18 protein-coding genes, 1 tRNA gene and 1 pseudogene are annotated in these 16,270 nt (G+C 44.8%); 11 read left to right on the top strand and 9 right to left on the bottom strand.

The features are described from left to right. Nucleotides 1–656 precede the first annotated feature (656 nt). Nucleotides 657–1,502, top strand: a complete 846-nt coding sequence (locus tag FWJ59_RS03040; RefSeq protein ID WP_414480515.1) for a hypothetical protein — start codon at nt 657–659, stop codon at nt 1,500–1,502. A gap of 81 nt (nt 1,503–1,583) precedes the next feature. Then, nucleotides 1,584–1,659, top strand: a tRNA-Val gene (locus FWJ59_RS03035). 268 nt (nt 1,660–1,927) lie between these two features. On the opposite strand, the gene FWJ59_RS03030 is transcribed toward FWJ59_RS03035, so the two are convergent. Together FWJ59_RS03030 and FWJ59_RS03025 are read right to left on the bottom strand one after the other, a co-directional pair. Then, complete coding sequence (locus FWJ59_RS03030; protein WP_414480514.1) at nt 1,928–2,233, bottom strand: spore coat protein; 306 nt, start codon at nt 2,231–2,233, stop codon at nt 1,928–1,930. Beyond that, complete coding sequence (locus tag FWJ59_RS03025) at nt 2,234–2,452, bottom strand: hypothetical protein (protein WP_414480513.1); 219 nt, start codon at nt 2,450–2,452, stop codon at nt 2,234–2,236. 555 nt (nt 2,453–3,007) lie between these two features. Between FWJ59_RS03025 and FWJ59_RS03020 the strand changes: the two genes are divergently transcribed. The 3 genes from FWJ59_RS03020 (at nt 3,008) to FWJ59_RS03010 (ending at nt 5,420) form a co-directional block, all read left to right on the top strand. Then, nucleotides 3,008–4,060 carry an anion permease gene (locus FWJ59_RS03020; RefSeq protein ID WP_414480517.1) on the top strand — a complete coding sequence of 351 codons (1,053 nt, stop codon included), beginning with the start codon at nt 3,008–3,010 and terminating at the stop codon, nt 4,058–4,060. Between the two features lie 85 nt (nt 4,061–4,145). Further along, nucleotides 4,146–4,769: a DUF47 domain-containing protein gene (locus tag FWJ59_RS03015; RefSeq protein WP_414480512.1), complete on the top strand. Its 624-nt coding sequence runs from the start codon at nt 4,146–4,148 to the stop codon at nt 4,767–4,769. A gap of 108 nt (nt 4,770–4,877) precedes the next feature. Further along, nucleotides 4,878–5,420 (top strand): NfeD family protein, encoded by a 543-nt coding sequence (locus FWJ59_RS03010; RefSeq protein ID WP_414480511.1) that lies wholly within the window; start codon nt 4,878–4,880, stop codon nt 5,418–5,420. A gap of 20 nt (nt 5,421–5,440) precedes the next feature. Here the strand turns inward: FWJ59_RS03010 and FWJ59_RS03005 are convergent, their stop codons facing one another. Together FWJ59_RS03005 and FWJ59_RS03000 are read right to left on the bottom strand one after the other, a co-directional pair. Beyond that, entirely contained in the window at nt 5,441–5,728 is a 288-nt protein-coding gene (locus FWJ59_RS03005) for a DUF503 domain-containing protein (RefSeq protein ID WP_414480510.1), read from the bottom strand. A gap of 68 nt (nt 5,729–5,796) precedes the next feature. Further along, nucleotides 5,797–6,576 (bottom strand): ZIP family metal transporter, encoded by a 780-nt coding sequence (locus FWJ59_RS03000; RefSeq protein WP_414480509.1) that lies wholly within the window; start codon nt 6,574–6,576, stop codon nt 5,797–5,799. Between the two features lie 218 nt (nt 6,577–6,794). On the opposite strand from FWJ59_RS03000, the gene FWJ59_RS02995 reads away from it, so the two are divergent. Beyond that, a complete protein-coding gene (locus FWJ59_RS02995; protein WP_414480516.1) occupies nt 6,795–6,983 on the top strand; it encodes a ferredoxin in 189 nt (62 codons plus the stop codon). Nucleotides 6,984–7,029: 46 nt separating this feature from the next. On the opposite strand, the gene FWJ59_RS02990 is transcribed toward FWJ59_RS02995, so the two are convergent. The 4 genes from FWJ59_RS02990 to argC form a co-directional block, all read right to left on the bottom strand. After that, nucleotides 7,030–7,206: a hypothetical protein gene (locus tag FWJ59_RS02990; protein ID WP_414480508.1), complete on the bottom strand. Its 177-nt coding sequence runs from the start codon at nt 7,204–7,206 to the stop codon at nt 7,030–7,032. A gap of 9 nt (nt 7,207–7,215) precedes the next feature. Further along, entirely contained in the window at nt 7,216–8,187 is a 972-nt protein-coding gene (locus FWJ59_RS02985) for a DMT family transporter (RefSeq protein ID WP_414480507.1), read from the bottom strand. Nucleotides 8,188–8,279: 92 nt separating this feature from the next. Next, nucleotides 8,280–9,143 (bottom strand): acetylglutamate kinase, encoded by an 864-nt coding sequence (gene argB / locus FWJ59_RS02980; RefSeq protein ID WP_414480506.1) that lies wholly within the window; start codon nt 9,141–9,143, stop codon nt 8,280–8,282. Between the two features lie 115 nt (nt 9,144–9,258). Next, entirely contained in the window at nt 9,259–10,299 is a 1,041-nt protein-coding gene (gene argC, locus FWJ59_RS02975; protein WP_414480505.1) for an N-acetyl-gamma-glutamyl-phosphate reductase, read from the bottom strand. A 335-nt stretch (nt 10,300–10,634) separates the two neighbouring features. On the opposite strand from argC, the gene FWJ59_RS02970 reads away from it, so the two are divergent. The 5 genes from FWJ59_RS02970 to FWJ59_RS02950 all read left to right on the top strand — a co-directional run bounded on the left by FWJ59_RS02970 (nt 10,635) and on the right by FWJ59_RS02950 (nt 15,902). Continuing rightward, entirely contained in the window at nt 10,635–11,750 is a 1,116-nt protein-coding gene (locus FWJ59_RS02970) for an ABC transporter ATP-binding protein (RefSeq protein ID WP_414480504.1), read from the top strand. Between the two features lie 136 nt (nt 11,751–11,886). Beyond that, nucleotides 11,887–12,972, top strand: a complete 1,086-nt coding sequence (locus FWJ59_RS02965) for a PucR family transcriptional regulator (RefSeq protein WP_414480503.1) — start codon at nt 11,887–11,889, stop codon at nt 12,970–12,972. Next, nucleotides 12,969–13,655 carry a cell division ATP-binding protein FtsE gene (ftsE, locus tag FWJ59_RS02960; RefSeq protein WP_414480502.1) on the top strand — a complete coding sequence of 229 codons (687 nt, stop codon included), beginning with the start codon at nt 12,969–12,971 and terminating at the stop codon, nt 13,653–13,655. The genes FWJ59_RS02965 and ftsE overlap by 4 nt, the downstream gene beginning before the upstream one ends. Next, nucleotides 13,645–14,553: a permease-like cell division protein FtsX gene (ftsX, locus tag FWJ59_RS02955; RefSeq protein WP_414480501.1), complete on the top strand. Its 909-nt coding sequence runs from the start codon at nt 13,645–13,647 to the stop codon at nt 14,551–14,553. The genes ftsE and ftsX overlap by 11 nt, the downstream gene beginning before the upstream one ends. A gap of 56 nt (nt 14,554–14,609) precedes the next feature. Next, nucleotides 14,610–15,902, top strand: coding sequence for a murein hydrolase activator EnvC family protein (locus FWJ59_RS02950; protein ID WP_414480500.1), 1,293 nt, complete (start codon nt 14,610–14,612; stop codon nt 15,900–15,902). Between the two features lie 130 nt (nt 15,903–16,032). Here FWJ59_RS02950 and FWJ59_RS02945 read toward each other — a convergent pair. Then, nucleotides 16,033–16,201: pseudogene (locus FWJ59_RS02945) on the bottom strand (rhamnose ABC transporter substrate-binding protein); the annotation flags it as partial. Nucleotides 16,202–16,270: the final 69 nt, after the last annotated feature.

Raw genomic sequence — 16,270 nt, 5'->3', positions numbered from 1 at the left:
GAATTAAACAGGGAAGGAGCTACCATTATATTGTCATCCCATTATGCCGAGGACATAGAGGCGCTTTGCGATACCGTTTATGAGATGGATGCCGGTGTTTTGACGCGAATTGGTTGATGCGTAAAGGATTTGTTATAAATTTCTAATTAATTTGTAACTAATTTCCTGTATAATAAAGTGAAGGGATAACCTTGCATAAAGGGTATACATTTGTAGGGTAAGCCTTTAGGCCAGCGCTTGAAATGACTTTTTGAGATCTGGATATGTCTATTTTGCGTAGTGCTATAAAGGGAAGGCATATGCGTTATTTTTTACTTTGCAGCCTACTATTGTGCACAATGCTGTCCGCCTGCAGCGCAGCCTCTACATCGCCAAACGGTGTATCGGATTCATTGCCTAAGATGAGCGAGCATGTGCAGTTCCTATTTTCCATTAGTAGAATTTATGCCAAATTTGCATTATAATATTATCAGATAACATTATGGTGATGGGTATTTAATCGGTAGCCACACCAAAGAGTCAATAGGAAGCTTGTATAGAAGCAGCGTTGCTCCGGCTTACTGTTTTCTATAATTCCTGGCTTTGCTGTTTTTCAAAATCGGCTATGCTGCTTAAATGTAGAGTTGGTTATGTGCCAATGGATGGGGTGGTTTGCCGTGTTCAGGTTGTTTTTTGCTGGTAAGGATGACCCGCTGCTTTTGCAAAACGGCCCCTATAGGCCTTTTACTGTTTCTCATATCTCGGCAATGCTGTTGCTGTTTATTCTGATTTATATAGCCGTTGCTCATGTTAAGTATAAGGAATACCGTTTGCGGTTTTTATGGTCTGTTTGGGCTTATGTCTTTTTAGTCTTTCTCAATGTTTGCAGGTTTGTATGGGATGTATATACGGGGATTTTTGACATAAAAGAAGATTTACCCCTTCAGCTTTGCGGCATACAGATGTTTGCCATTCCGCTGGCCCTTTTTCTGCAGCGCAAGGAAGATAAAATGCCTGGTCATTTCGATGTTTCCGGCGCTGCTGAAGCTTCAAAGTGGGTGTGGAAGATAGGGGAATATATATGTGAGTTTGTTTATGCGTATGGGACGGTGGGGGCTATTTTGGCCCTAATAATTCCCCTTCCCACCCTTCAACAATATCCGGTGTTCCATTTTCGGAGCTTTCAAAGCCTGCTTTATCACGCAGTTATGGGGTTTATCGCATTTATGCTTCCCTATTTGAACTATAGACCCGATATAGGAAATGTGAAGAAGGCATATTGCGTTCTTATGATATGTGCGCTGTTTACCGGAATGGTGAATATGCTTATAGGCAGCAACTATCTGTATACCGCTTATCTTCCTATTAAATTTGATCTGCTGCCATGGCCGAAATACCTGCCGTTTTTGTTTGCCTTTGCTCTGTTTGTGGGGCGCTTGCCTTACTATGCCTACGCCTTTTTCCACAGGACGCATTCGGAGAGCGTAATGGATATGCTGCATCAAGGCAGGTCAGGCTTTTGAACAGCTTGAGGTGCCGATGTGGATTTTTCTATTGACAAATGCAGAGTTTCGGGTATATAATAACAATAGCTGAATAGGGACGGGATCTTAGCTCAGCTGGGAGAGCGCCACACTCACATTGTGGAGGTCACTGGTTCGAGTCCAGTAGGTCCCACCAATTAAGTCTACACCTTCGGTTTTGGCCGAAGGTTTTTTATTTTGTACGGCTCCTATGTATTGGTGGTGGCTCTAGGGACTTGCTATGAAGGAATTTATGGATGCTTTTCCTATGACAGCGGTAGTAGTTTCGGCTAGCCCAAGCTAGAAGTTAACAACCTCATTCTTATTCTCACGCAGCTGTTCATAGGAAAAACTGATATATCCACTGTTAAAAAAGATTTTTTTGTTAACAAAAGAAAAGAGCCTTTACGGCCCTTTGGCATGCATTACTCAGTTATATAGGTGTCTAAAATTTCTTTAGATTGATTAAATGTTTGAAATAACTGCTTTTCTGGCTTTTCATACGGGTTCAACCATCCTTTATTTGCAGCCAGTTGCGTTAGTGCAGTGTGTTCACCAATTATTTGTGTTAAGTTTGCACTAAACAGCTGCCTTAATTCTGGCGTTACCGCCTTAAGCGTTGCTGCTAGGTATGCACTTGCAGCCGAAGCTTTCACAGCTAAAGCGTTATTCGCGATAGTTTCATCGGATAAGTTCGTCACTTTCTGGCCTAATACCTCTTTTAATCCCATTTAATGTACCTCCTCACTGTTTAAAACTTGATTTTCATTAATGAATTGCTGCATCCCTTTTATTCTTGCTTCCGCTGCCATTATACCTGCTTCTGCAGACTTTTTTAAATCGCTGTCTTCAATCAACATAAGAGTTGCTCTGGCTGTTGCGAGTCCCTCAGCTTCCATCTTTAACAACTCTGTCAACATCAATAGTTCTGCCTCAGATAATTTTCTCACTACTTTTCCCTCCATTGCTATTAATTTTGGTTATTACTAAAGTAAACACTATTAGTATTAATAAATAAAATAGCAATTATTCATAAAGTCATAAGGCCATAAAGCCAATTGTCTATTTACCTAAATTTTGTGCAAACGGAACCTTGGCAAATAGTTAAATAAGGAAGCCCAGCTGGACATACTTTGGTTTTGATAATGCTTCTATAACTCTAATTCTGCAAAAACAAAAGTGTAATTGGTAGCATTACCAGAAATTAAACATGACATATTCGCTGATCCTGTTTTGACAATGATGAATAAAATAAATTACACCTTTATGGTAACCTTTTTAGGAGCTCTGAGAAGGCAACCTGCAGAGCTTTCAATATGGCTATTGGCTTGATTTATGTCAAAATTTGAAGATAAATTAAAGCTATTGCACTTCAAAGGAGAATATGATACTATTATGAGGGTATTTTGTGCTTATAACTCTCATTAATATATGTCATTATATTGTATTTGTTGGGAATGTATTACGATGGCATTAAAAATCTGTGAGGCGGAAGGAAGAGGATGATGGAGATTTCGTTTATAGAATTTTTACAGCAGCTCTTCACAATTCCTGCACTCTTTGTAACAAGTGTGTTAACTTTGGCAGTCATACTTGTCAACGGTTGGACTGATGCGCCAAATGCTATTGCCACCTGCATTTCCACACGATCCTTGAATCCGCGCGGAGCCATAGTGCTGGCCACCGTATTCAATTTCTTGGGCGTGCTTATCATGACTATCCTAAATAATTCCGTTGCCATGACGGTATACAATATGGTGGATTTTCGCGGAGATACCCATACGGCACTGGCGGCCTTGTGTGCTGCTCTATTTGCTATAGTGACGTGGGCTACCGCTGCCTGGTGGTTTGGGATCCCCACCAGCGAAAGCCATGCCCTTATAGCTGGCCTTTCGGGTGCGGCCATAGCCCTTCAGGGAGGTTTTTCGGGAATAGATGGGGCAGAGTGGGTAAAGGTCATCTATGGCCTTGTTTTGTCAACATTTTTAGGATTTGGCCTTGGCTTTGTAACCGTTAAAGTGGTGGGATTTTTATTCAAAAAGGTAGATAGGCGAAAGACGCAGGGATTCTTTAGAAATGCACAGATATTTGGCGCTGCGGCCATGGGCTTCATGCACGGCGCACAGGACGGGCAGAAGTTCATGAGCGTGTTTTTGCTAGGTATGTTTTTGGTAAAAGGACAGATTGAGACGGGACAGATTCAAATTCCCTTATGGCTCATAGTACTGTGTTCGCTGGTCATGGCTCTGGGAACCTCGATTGGGGGATACAGGATCATCAAGTCGGTAGGCATGGATATGGTGAAGCTGGAAAAATATCAGGGATTTTCTGCTGATTTGGCTGCGGCTGTATGCCTTCTGTTATCCTCCTTGCTGGGTTTCCCGGTGAGCACCACCCATACCAAGACCACTGCTATCATGGGCGTAGGATCGGCCAAACGCATTTCCTCGGTAAAGTGGTCACTGGTGCAAGAGATGGTGCTTACTTGGATTTTGACTTTCCCAGGTTGTGGCCTTATCGGCTTTTTAATGGCCAAGCTGTTCATGTGGCTCTTCTGATGAGCCATTTAGGCGTTTGCTTTCTGTTTAGTTCAGGAATAAATGTGAAATGTAAAAGTATATAAATTAAAGGTAGGAGGTACAGATGTTAAGGCGAAAAGGTTACGACTATTATGCAATGTTTAAAAAAGTGGCTGAGCGCGCATGTGAAGCCTCCCAAATGCTGCAAAGCACCATCGACAATTATAAAATTGAAGGGCTCTCACAAAAGATTGCTGAAATCCACAACATAGAGCATGCTGCCGATGCTGAAAAGCATGAGATGTTACGCCATCTGCTAAAGGAATTTTTGCCTCCCATAGAACGGGAGGACATAATCAGGCTGGCAGACCAGCTTGACAACGTGGTGGATTCCATTGAAGAGATATTGATGCGCCTTTACATGTATAATATAAAATCCATACGCCATGAGAGCATTGAGTTTGTAAGGATAATATCCAGGTGTACCCAGACTCTAAGGGAATTGATGCATGAGTTCCATAATTTCCGTAAATCTTCTACCATTCACAAATACATCGTAGAACTCAATGACATGGAGGAAGAAGGCGACAGGCTGTACACCGCTGCTTTGAGGAGGCTTTACGTCGAAGCCCAGGATCCCATAGAGGTGATAGCCTGGACGCAGGTGTTTGAATGCTTCGAAAATTGCTGCGATGTATGCGAAGAGGTGGCCGATATAGTTGAAAGCATAATAATGAAAAACATTTGATAAGCGGCTTCATAATTAATTATCTGAAGTGGGAGTGCAACCCGGGGTGAAACCCCGATGAGAGCAGCGGGGCGACGGTCTTGCAGCATTGCGTCACGAGGAAAGGATTTGAAGGAAGAGTCAGAAGGGGGAGTCGCCATGGCCTTTATAGAGATATTTGAGCACATGGGATGGTTAATGGCGGTGTTGTTCATACTGGGGGCTGTGCTGGTGGCCATCGAATTTATGACACCTGGCTTTGGCGTAGCGGGTACAATAGGCATTATCTCGCTGATAATAGGCGTAGTGGTTGCCTCCCGCGTGGTTTCCCCACCTGTTTTGATCGGCATAATAGCTGCCGTACTGCTGGTCATCGCATCGCTTTTGGTATGGGCTTATCGCTCAGCCACAAGAGGAGGGAAGATATCCCGCACATTATTGCTTCATTCCAGGCTGGATAAGGAGCAGGGGTATAATAGCGTCCCGCCCGAGGAAAGCCTGGTAGGGATGGAAGGCGTCACCCTGTCCATGCTCAGGCCATCGGGAACGGTCCAGATCGGTGATCGCAGGATAGATGTGATAACCGAAGGGGAGTTCATTCCCAAGGGCACAAAGGTGAAGGTGATCAAAGTAGAAGGGTTCCGCATTGTGGTGGCGCGGGTCGACGACTAAACATATGACTAAACATATGACTAAACATATATCTTCTCGGTACTGCATTGGGTTATGATGACACGCCCATCGTTTTCCACGAACTCTATGATGCTGGACAGCATGCTGTCCACGTGTCCCCCTTCGTTGGATACGCATGCTATGCCCAGCACAGAAGTTTGCCATTTATCGTTTAGATCCACCTCCGCGATGGAGGCATTGAAGCGGCTTTTGAGGCGCTCTATAAGGCTTTTGAGTATACGCCTTTTTTCTTTTAATGAAAATGCCTCTTCCATGAAGAGATTTATTTTGCATACCCCAACTACCATGTAGGCTCACCTCTTGTACTGCAAAAGCCATAAATTTTACTTTTTACTTTATCATATGAGTTAGTTTATCATATAAGGGTATCCAGAATTACCATTACGGCAAATCCTACAAGCACGCCATAGGTAGCGATCCTGTGCTGGCCACGCCTGTGGGTTTCGGGTATCATCTCATCGCTGATTACAAATAGCATGGCGCCAGCTGCAAAGGCTAACGTGATCGGCAATATGGGGCGTGCCAGCTGGGTTAGGCCTAAGCCTATAAGGGCACCCACTGGTTCCACCAACCCCGTCAGCAGGGATATGAAAAAGGCTTTGCCAAGTGGGTAATTCTCCTGGGTGGCTAGAGCCATCGCCACGGCCAATCCCTCAGGTATGTTCTGTATGCCTATTCCTATGGTGAGAGCCAATCCGTTGGCGTAGTCAAAATCTCCAAACCCTGCACCTACCGCCAGCCCTTCGGGAAAATTGTGTATGGTGATGGCGATTATGAACAGCCATATTCGGTTCCAATTCTTTTGTTTGCCTTCCATGCCTGCCACCGTGTGAAAATGGGGTATGGCCTTGTCTATGTAATCCAGAAATAGACCGCCCAGCACAATGCCCACCAAAATGTTAACTACTCCCATGAGGCCTCCACCGCTCTTTTCTATGGCTGGCGTTACCAGGCTAAAAGATGTAGCGGCCAGCATCACCCCTGCGGCAAACCCCAGCATTGCGTTTATGGTTTTATCGGAGATCTTACGCGTGAAAAATACAGGTATGGCTCCCAATCCAGTGCCCAAACCGGCTACTACGCTGGAAATCATCCCAATTAAGGTGAGGTTTTGTTGAGACAACCAATCTGTCATTATTAATGCTCCTTTCTGGTTTATGCTTAAAATTTGAAATGCATATGTGGCTGTTGTGCATAATTATTTTGCTGTACGACTTACTTATAACACAGTACCATTAACTTTTCAACCTTTGATTTTGCCGTAAAAGCACTTAAAAAGTATAAATCAAGATAGGGACTTGTGGGAAAAATATATAGAGAATTTCAATGAAATAATGAAGAGGAGGAATGGAGTTGAAAGTAATCGTTGATCAGGACCTGTGCATAAGCTGCGGGCTATGCGTAAGTACATGTGAGGAGGTATTTCACTGGAATGACGACGATAAGGCGGAAGCCATAGATGCCGATGTTCCGCCCGAGCTGGAGCAAGACGTCCAGGAAGCCATGGACAGCTGCCCGACCGGGGCCATTAAACACGCCTAATATTAGCATAAATATTTAGTCTGCCATTAACTTATCATGTCGATGTTTAGGCGATGGTAAGGGAGTTAATGATGGGAACATCTATATGAAAAGAGAGGGGTTGCTTTTGTATTCCCTCTCTTTTTTGCATTGATTCGGGAACCTTTACCGTTTCGAGGATTATGTTGGCAGCAGCCAGCGAAAACAGCGAAGCGCAATTTTCGGCGACGCCATTTATTGCCATTACAGGGGTTTATAATGCTTGGCCTCTTCGATCAATGGCTGATGACGTGTTTTCCCCGTTTGAGGCTGCTGTAGGTTTTCTCCTTTTTAGATTAACTATATAAACGCCAACTATCACTATTGCTCCGCCAAAAATCTGCTGCAGGGTTATCTCTTCTCCAAGCAAAAATGCGCTGCCTAGGGCGCTTACCACTGGTATGAGATTTACATACGACGAGATGACCACCGAATCCAGGTGGGAGAGAGCATATATATAGAGGAAATAGCTTATGGCGCTGCAGCATACCGCTAAATATATTATGTTTGCCCACGCTATGGGAGGTATGGGGCGCCATAGCTCATATTCCAGGAGAGCCAGTGGTAGGAGAAACAGGGCTCCAAACAGGCTCTGGTATGTGGTGAGGGCTAGCCCCGAAAGCCTGCCGTTTAAGCCTTTGCTTATCAATATGTATGCAACCCATGACAGGCAAGCGCCCAGCATGAGCAGGTTACCCCAGAGGGCCTGCGGGTTGTTGTCACTGGCTTGGCCCCTTTTGATTATGAAATACACTCCTGCAATGGACATCAGTACTCCAAGCCATTTGACGGCCGAAATATGGTTTTTGTAGATGACGTATTCGGCACATATGGTAAATACGGGTACGCTGGCAATGATCATGGATGCGCTGGCTGCCGATGTCAGCTTTATTCCCCAGGTTTCAAACAGGAAGTATATGGTTACTCCAGAAAGGGCGCTCAGCAACACAGGAACCCTATCCTCTTTTGATATATGGGCATGAGGTTGATTTCGCTTTAGGATAGGCAATAAAATCAGGGAGGCTATGAAAAAGCGGAGGAAGGCCATGGTAAATGGAGGTACGCCTGCGTTGAGAATGGCTTTGGAGCTTACAAAGGACATTCCCCAGAATATGACGGTGGCTATTATGGCCAGGTTGGCAAGGACGTTTTGGGCAAATTGTGGTCTTTCTGATTTAGCGGTCAATGTTATCCCCTCTTTCGCAAATTTCCCTCTAAAAATAGAATATAGCATAAAAGCAGCTATTGCAATGACTGCTTTTATGGATATTTCCAGTCTCAGGGAGTTACCATGGTGCCAATCCCTTTGTCGGTGAATATCTCCAGCAGGATGGGATGGGGGATAGTGCCGTTGACGATATGAGTGCGTTTGACGCCCTGCTCTATGCTCTTTATGCACCCCATTACCTTCGGTATCATGCCGCCGGTGATTATACCCCGATCTAGTAGGTCGTATACCTCCTTTACCGTTATGATCGATATGACGGATTCGGGATCTTGCGGGTCCTTTCTTATCCCATCGACGTCGGTGAGAAATATCAGCTTTTCGGCCTTTAGAGCCGCAGCTATCTCTCCGGCTACCGTATCGGCGTTTATGTTGTAGCTGTGTCCGTCTGGACCTACTCCTATGGGGGCGATTACGGGGATGTATTCATCCCTCGCCAGTATTTCCAGCACCTTGCAGTTTATTTTTTTGATCTTTCCCACATAGCCTAAGTTTACTTTACCTATGGGTTCCATGGGTTCCACCTCAATCAGATTGGCATCCTTCCCGCACAGGCCTATGGCTTTACCTCCTAAGGAGTTTAGCTGGGAGACTATGTCCTTGTTGATCTTTCCTGTGAGCACCATTTGGACTACTTCCATGGCTTCTTTGGTTGTGATGCGCAGCCCATTGTGGAATTTCGATGGGATGTTTAATGCCTCAAGCATTTTAGTAATCTCGGGCCCACCGCCGTGCACCACGATAGGGTTTACGCCCACATATTTGAGAAGGGTGATATCCTGCATAATGGTGAGGCTTATGTCTTGGCTTATCATGGCGTTCCCGCCATACTTTATGACCACCGTCTTGCTATTGAGCTGCTGTATATAAGGTAAGGCCTCGGTCAATATGTTGGCTTTGTGAATCAGTGCATCCATAAACCTTTCTCCTCTCCCATATGACATCTGCTTTTTGGCGGTTAAATATCCTCTCGAATTCAAAAATTCTCAAGCAATGCTCTTGAACATGGCGTACTATGGAAAGAAGAACCTTTTATAGGTACCATCCGGGACTACGCAGGCCGACAGTCTCATCTAGGCCAAACAGTATGTTCATGTTCTGTATGGCTTGCCCCCCTGCGCCTTTTATTAGGTTATCTATGGCTGTCACCACTACTATCCGGTTAGTGCGCCTGTCAACCACAAATCCAATATGGCAGCTGTTTGAACCATTTACGTGTTTTATCTCGGGCAGGCTTCCTTCATGGTGGAGCACTACGAACGGCTCTCCCGCATAAAATTGGCTGTACAGGCTGTAAACGTCCTCAAAGTTCAGCGTTTTCTTTAGGTTGGCGTATATAGTGCTCAAAATTCCCCGTTTTACCGGCAACAGATGAGGGGTAAAGGATATGGCCAATTCCCTTTGGGCCAGTATGCTGAGCTCCTGCTCTATCTCGGAGGTATGGCGGTGAGTGGCTACCTTATACGCTTTTATGTTTTCATCTACTTCGCAAAAGAGAAGGCCTTGTGATGGTTCCCTGCCGGCTCCCGTTGCTCCCGATTTGGCGTCGATGATGATGGAATTTAAATGGATCAATTGATGTTTGACAAGCGGAGCCAAGCCTAATATGGCGCAGGTGGGATAACAGCCTGGGTTGCCCACCAGCCTGGCTGTTTTGATTTCATTCCTGTGCAATTCCGGAAGCCCATATACCGATTCTTTCAGCAGGTCGGGGTGTCCGTGGCGTACCCCATACCACTTTTCATATACTTTTACTGATTTATATCGAAAATCACCGCTTAAGTCGATCACCTTTTTGCCCCTTTGGTATAGAGCGGGGATTACCTGGTTTGAGATTCCGTGGGGCAGCGAAGTGAACACCACATCGCTTTCCTCTGCGATCCTGTCGATATCCAGCCTACTGCATGCTTTGTTTAGCAATCCTTTGAAGTTTGGGTATATGTTGGATATGGGCTGCTCAGCAAAGCTTTGGGATACCAGATGTACCAGCTCCACCTGGGGATGCGAGTAAAGCAGCCTTACCAGCTCTATTCCTGCATATCCCGTTGCGCCAACGACGCTAACCCTAATCAACCTTAAATCCTCCTTTGGCTTTTTGATAGGTATGTTATAATTATACATATCATTGTATAAAAATACAACCGTTGAACGTGTTTTAAAAAATTTTTTTGTCTCACATTTGCCGATATTTTATTGAAATGGGCTGTAATAGGTTGTAAAATAGAGATGTATAACAAAGATATTCAACAATTTATGCAATACTTTCAAAAACCTATCCTCTTTTTTTGTTAATAATATATATAGTCAGATTGTCCTGGAGGCTTTATAATATAGTTATACCCGGTATTTAATTTTTTGAATTTTGCATCCTAGGGGTGCGGAAAATACTGTTATGTGGAGGGGTTTAAATGGCAAGTGTAACTTTTAGAAACGTGTCCAAGGTATATCCAGGAGGGGTTACTGCTGTAAGCAATTTTAACCTTGATATCGCCGATAAAGAATTCATAGTCCTGGTAGGCCCTTCTGGATGCGGAAAGACTACGACGCTGCGTATGGTCGCCGGTCTGGAGGAAATTACCGAAGGAGAACTTTACATCGGTGATAGATTGGTCAACGATGTAGCTCCCAAAGACAGAGATATAGCTATGGTTTTCCAGAACTATGCTCTGTATCCGCACATGACGGTGTACGACAACATGGCTTTCGGACTTAAGCTCAGAAAGGTACCCAAGGCCGAAATTGACAGGCGTGTAAGGGAAGCCGCAAGGATGCTGGACATTGAGCATCTGTTAAACAGAAAGCCCAAGGCTCTGTCTGGTGGACAGAGGCAGAGGGTGGCTGTAGGGCGTGCTATAGTGCGTGAACCCAAGGTGTTCTTGATGGATGAGCCCTTGTCCAACTTGGACGCCAAGCTGAGGGTGCAGATGAGAACCGAGCTTACCAAGCTGCATCAGAGATTGCAAACCACCTTCATTTACGTGACCCACGACCAGACCGAAGCTATGACCATGGGTACGCGCATCGTCGTCATGAAGGATGGTCTCATCCAGCAGGTAGATACTCCTCAGAACCTGTATGATTATCCCGTCAACTTGTTCGTAGCAGGATTCATCGGCAGCCCGCAGATGAACTTCATCAATGTACATCTCGTAAAAGAGGGCGACGACGTATATGCCGTCTTTGAAGGCAACAAGATCAAAGTTCCGGCAGGCAAGGTGAGGAAACTGAAGGATCCTTCCTACATTGGCAAAGAAGTGATAATGGGTATTCGTCCTGAGGACCTCCATGATGAGGAGATATTCCTGGCAAGCGCTGCTGACAGTACGGTAAAGGCCCATGTGGACGTTGTGGAGCTGTTGGGTTCCGAGACCTTCCTGTATCTGACGGTGTCTGGCAGGAACTTAGTGGCAAGGGTTAACCCGAGGTCCAAGGCAAGAGTGGGCGACACCATTAAGATTGCCTTTGATACCAACAAGCTGCACTTCTTTGATAAAGATACTGAAGAGAGCATCTTGATGAGATAAATATTTTAATTAAATTAATTTATAAATTAAAAAAGAGGATTTTTGCAAAAAAAGCAGAAATATTGTCTTAATGGATAATATTTCTGCTTTTTTTATCCCATGAATTAATGTATACTTATATTTGGGTGGTAATATTATGCTGACCGAGCAAAAGATGCAAAAGGTACTGGACAGGGTGGCCAGCAGTATTGAGGTAGCCATCGATATTGTAGATGCTAGCGGGATGATTGTGGCCAGCAGTGACAGGGAAAAAGTGGGGCAAGCTGAACCGGCAGTCAGGGACTACGATGCCATAAACGCGAGTCTCACATTTGTTCACAATGGCAGGACTTATTTGAAGTTCAGCATCGATAATGCTATGGCCTATTTTATAGTCATGGATGGCGTAAGCAAAGCTATTAGGAATTATTGCATGCTCCTTGCATCCATCATCGAGCTTTATTTGAAATCCAATATACAAAAGCTCAATCGGGAAGAAGTCGTGCGTAGGATTGTACTGGATCAAGTATCCGACCTTGAGCTTCAGGAGCTGGCTCGAGAGTACAAGCTTGAGCCCGACATAGCTAGATGCGTGCTCGTCATACGTACCGACAATATGAAGGCCGAACAGGTCTACAAGCTGCTTTTAAAAGTTTTCCCTAAAAATCATGGAGATATTCTGGTGCTGTTTGACAGCCGCACGGTAATACTGGTTAAGCGGATATTTGACGAGATGAATGAGGATGAGCTGGAGCAGATGGCAGCTGCCATAGAGGAAACCGTCCTAAATGAGACTACCGTCAAGATCTGCATTGGAATAGGCAGAATTAAGCCCAGTATCTTTCAGTTGAGGGAATCGTATCTTGAAGCCATGCAGGCCATAGAAGTAGGGTTGATGTATGACGTAATAGGACGGATATACAGATATGACAGCTTGCTTTTGGAGCGTTTTCTCCATGAAATTCCAGTGCAAATTTCTCGAAAGTATTGTGAATCCATCTTTAACGAAGAGGCTAAAAAGGTGCTCAACGAAGAAATGATAACCACCATCAATAAATTTTTTGAAAACAATTTGAACTTGAGCGAAACGGCTAGGCAGCTTTATATTCACCGTAACACTCTGGTGTATCGCCTAGATAAGATACAAAAAGCCCTGGGGCTTGACCTCAGAAACTTTCATGATGCCGTTACCTTCAAGATAATGATGATGTTAGATAAGCAGAAGCGGGAGTGTTACTCTTGATACAGTTTAAAAACGTAACAAAGGTTTATCCCAATGGTTTATGTGCTTTATCAAATGTCAGCTTTACAATTGCAAACGGCGAGTTTGTCTTTGTAGTGGGGGCCAGCGGCGCGGGTAAGACTACGCTGATGAAGTTGCTTCTCAAGGAGATCGAGCCCACATCGGGCAGTATAATTGTGGATGATATTGACCTATCTTCTTTGAAAAGAAAGGAAATCCCCTATTACCGGCGCAAACTGGGGGTGGTTTTTCAAGATTTTAGGCTGCTTCTGGATAGGACGGCCTATGAGAATGTTGCCTTTGCAATGGAAATTGTAGGGGCTCCTCCCAGGGAGATCCGCAGAAGGGTGCCCATAGTGCTCAATATGGTGGGGTTAGGTGCCAAAGCCCATGCCTATCCATATCAGCTATCGGGAGGAGAGCAGCAGCGAGTGGCCATTGCCAGGGCCCTTGTAAATAACCCGTCAATACTCATCGCAGATGAACCGACGGGTAACCTGGACCCAGCAACCGCTATGGAGATTATGAGAATATTGAGCCTTATAAACCGGCGGGGCACTACGGTGATCATGGCGACCCATGCTAAAAATATAGTGAACGCCATGCGCAAGAGAGTGCTTCAATTCCGCAAAGGGGTCCTTATAAGGGATGAACAGGAAGGAGGATATTTTGATGAACCTTAGTAGCTGGAGGTTTTTCGTTGTCCACGGGTTTCAAAATATCCTTCGCAATCGGATAATGTCGTTGGCATCGGTTACCGCCATAATGATCACTTTGATTGTGCTGGGATTGATATTGATAGTTGTGGCCAATCTAGATGTGATGGTAGATGAAGTGGAATCGAAAATGGAGGTTACCCTGTTTTTGAAGGATGGCCTAACAGATCAGCAACGTTCGATGCTGGAACAGGACATAAGGAATTGGCAGGGCGTTTACGATGTTGAGTTTGTTTCTAAACATGAAGCCCTTGAGAAATGGAAGCGGGAGTTGGGAGATAAAGGGAGCTTGCTTGATGGGTATAACGGAGAAAACAATCCTCTACCCGATTCTTTTTTAGTGAAGATAGAGAAGCCGGAATATGTGGATGAGGTTATCCAAAAGGCAAAAGGCCTGTATTATGTAGAAGAGGTCAATTACAGTAGCAAGGTAGTTGAATTTGTGGAATGGCTTGCTCGAACTATCCGTATAGCGGGTGCGGGGCTTGTGGTTATTCTGGCGGCAGTAGCTGCCATCATCATCGGCAACACAGTAAGGCTGACGGTATATTCCAGGCGAAGGGAAATAGGTATCATGAAATACATTGGGGCTACCGACTGGTTTATCCGCTGGCCTTTTATCATAGAAGGGTTAATGCTGGGAGTGATAGGGAGCGTAATAGCCACGGGCGTGGTAGCGCTGATTTACAAGTTTTTGCTTGACAGGAGCAGTTATATGAACTTAAAGTGGGGATACCTGGGGATATTTCAATTACTGCCTTTAAGCGATGTAATTCTGTATGTGGTTAAGGTGTGCTTGGTGGTAGGAGCGTGTGTAGGTGCTCTAGCAAGCTGTCTGTCCATCAGGAGATATTTAAAGGTGTGAATCCTTGCTTTTTAATTTTATTATTTAACAAAAAGGTTGGACATGCCTATAGATAGATGATAGGGAAGTGCAGCCTTTTTGCCCGTTTAAAGGGGTTTATATTTGTTCGTATATGCGCAGTGGACAACTTAGAAGGAATGATTCAGGGGGTTGAGGGGATGCGACGCAGGGTAATTGTATTTCTATTTGCCATTTTATTTGCTTTGACAGGGGCCACGGCCATTGCTGATACCAATACCTCTAGCAAGATCGACAAAAAGAAGCAGGAGCTTAAAGAAATAAACCAGGAGATAAAGAACACCGAAAAGCAGTTGGAGGAAGTTAAGGAACAACAAAGCGATGTGGCTGCCAGGTTAAAGGAGATAGAAAAGCAGCTGAAGCAAAAGGAGCAGGAACTAAGTCAGCTGGAGGAAGAGCTGCAGTATACGCAGGGAGAGCTGGAGAGGACGCGCAAGGAGCTGGAGAAAGCCATTAAAGAGGCTGAAAAGCAGGAAAAGTTGATGGCTGATAGGATAAGGGCTATATATATGAACGGCAGCTCCTCGTATTTGGAATTGCTTTTGGAGGCAAAAAGCATAAACGAGTTTTTGGACAGGATGGTGATGGTGCAACAGCTGATAGCCTTTGATGTGGAAGTCCTTGATCAGATGAAGCAGTATCGGGACCAGGTGGATCAAAAACGAGCCGAACTTGAGGAACTGGAGAGCTCCCTTCAACAGAAAAAAGAGGCGGTGGCCAAGCAGAAAGCCGAGATTGAGCAGAAAAAGAAGGAACAGAGCCAGCTGTTGCAAAAGTTGAAGGAAGAACAGGAACGCTATGAGCGCGATTTGGATGAGCTGGAAAAGACGTCAAAAGAGCTCGAGAAGACCATACAGGAATTGCTCAAAAAGCTGGAGGAGGAGCGGAAAAAGAAAAATCAATCCAGCCAAAAGTATACGGGTGGTATACTGACGTGGCCGGTGCCAGGATTTTATAGGATAACCTCGTACTTTGGTTACCGTACCCATCCTGTTTACGGCACTAAAAGGATGCATACCGGCATAGATATTGGTTCAAATCCGGGGCAAAGCATATACGGCCAGAATTTTGTGGCCGGCGCTGATGGAACGGTTATATTTGCAGGGTGGTACGGCGGTTACGGCAACTGCGTAATCATTGAACATGGAGGAGGTATAACTACCCTCTATGCCCATGGATCCAAAATTCTGGTATCAGCGGGACAGCAGGTAAAGAGAGGGCAACCGGTGATGAAGGTGGGCAGCACGGGAGTATCGACCGGACCCCATGCGCACTTTGAGGTGAGGAAAGACGGGGTGCCCGTCAACCCCCTGCCGTATTTGGGACGATAAAGGTTATGAGGATAGAAAATAAAATGCCTTAATGAAACCAGAATAGGTTTCATTAAGGCATTTTATTTGGTATATATGTTTACACCGTATAGCAAGCAATATCATTCTCACAGCATTTTAGTTGCAATCATTAATATACGTTCTTCCATTCTCCTATGTTGCTGGCATCAAACTTGAATAATTTTTTCCCTTTCCCCTAGCTTTCCTGCCGTAAATTTTTCACCAGCTTTTCCTGTAATCTTTCCGGTTACTAGGGCATCAGCAGCGTAGCCTGCCAGATATCCTAGATCGATGGGGTTCCTTTTTTTATAACAAGCTTATGTATGTAGACCGAAATGATATAATGACAAAGAAGAGTTTTGAAAACA

The organism is Caldicoprobacter sp., assembly GCF_047459465.1.
Classification (GTDB): Bacteria; Bacillota; Clostridia; order Caldicoprobacterales; family Caldicoprobacteraceae; genus Caldicoprobacter.
Note: the sequence above shows the minus strand (reverse complement) of the source record. Positions and strands in the feature narration are given on the sequence as shown.

Excerpts from the sequence above, each read along its gene's own strand:
- FWJ59_RS03015 (WP_414480512.1), top strand. The coding sequence starts at position 4,146 with ATGTTAAGGCGAAAAGGTTACGACTATTATGCAATGTTTAAAAAAGTG.
- FWJ59_RS02990 (WP_414480508.1), bottom strand. The coding sequence starts at position 7,206 with ATGGCAATAAATGGCGTCGCCGAAAATTGCGCTTCGCTGTTTTCGCTG.
- FWJ59_RS02950 (WP_414480500.1), top strand. The coding sequence starts at position 14,610 with ATGATAGGGAAGTGCAGCCTTTTTGCCCGTTTAAAGGGGTTTATATTT.
- FWJ59_RS02970 (WP_414480504.1), top strand. The coding sequence starts at position 10,635 with ATGGCAAGTGTAACTTTTAGAAACGTGTCCAAGGTATATCCAGGAGGG.
- FWJ59_RS02965 (WP_414480503.1), top strand. The coding sequence starts at position 11,887 with ATGCTGACCGAGCAAAAGATGCAAAAGGTACTGGACAGGGTGGCCAGC.
- FWJ59_RS03020 (WP_414480517.1), top strand. The coding sequence starts at position 3,008 with ATGGAGATTTCGTTTATAGAATTTTTACAGCAGCTCTTCACAATTCCT.
- FWJ59_RS03030 (WP_414480514.1), bottom strand. The coding sequence starts at position 2,233 with ATGGGATTAAAAGAGGTATTAGGCCAGAAAGTGACGAACTTATCCGAT.
- FWJ59_RS03005 (WP_414480510.1), bottom strand. The coding sequence starts at position 5,728 with ATGGTAGTTGGGGTATGCAAAATAAATCTCTTCATGGAAGAGGCATTT.
- ftsX (WP_414480501.1), top strand. The coding sequence starts at position 13,645 with ATGAACCTTAGTAGCTGGAGGTTTTTCGTTGTCCACGGGTTTCAAAAT.
- FWJ59_RS03000 (WP_414480509.1), bottom strand. The coding sequence starts at position 6,576 with ATGACAGATTGGTTGTCTCAACAAAACCTCACCTTAATTGGGATGATT.
- argB (WP_414480506.1), bottom strand. The coding sequence starts at position 9,143 with ATGGATGCACTGATTCACAAAGCCAACATATTGACCGAGGCCTTACCT.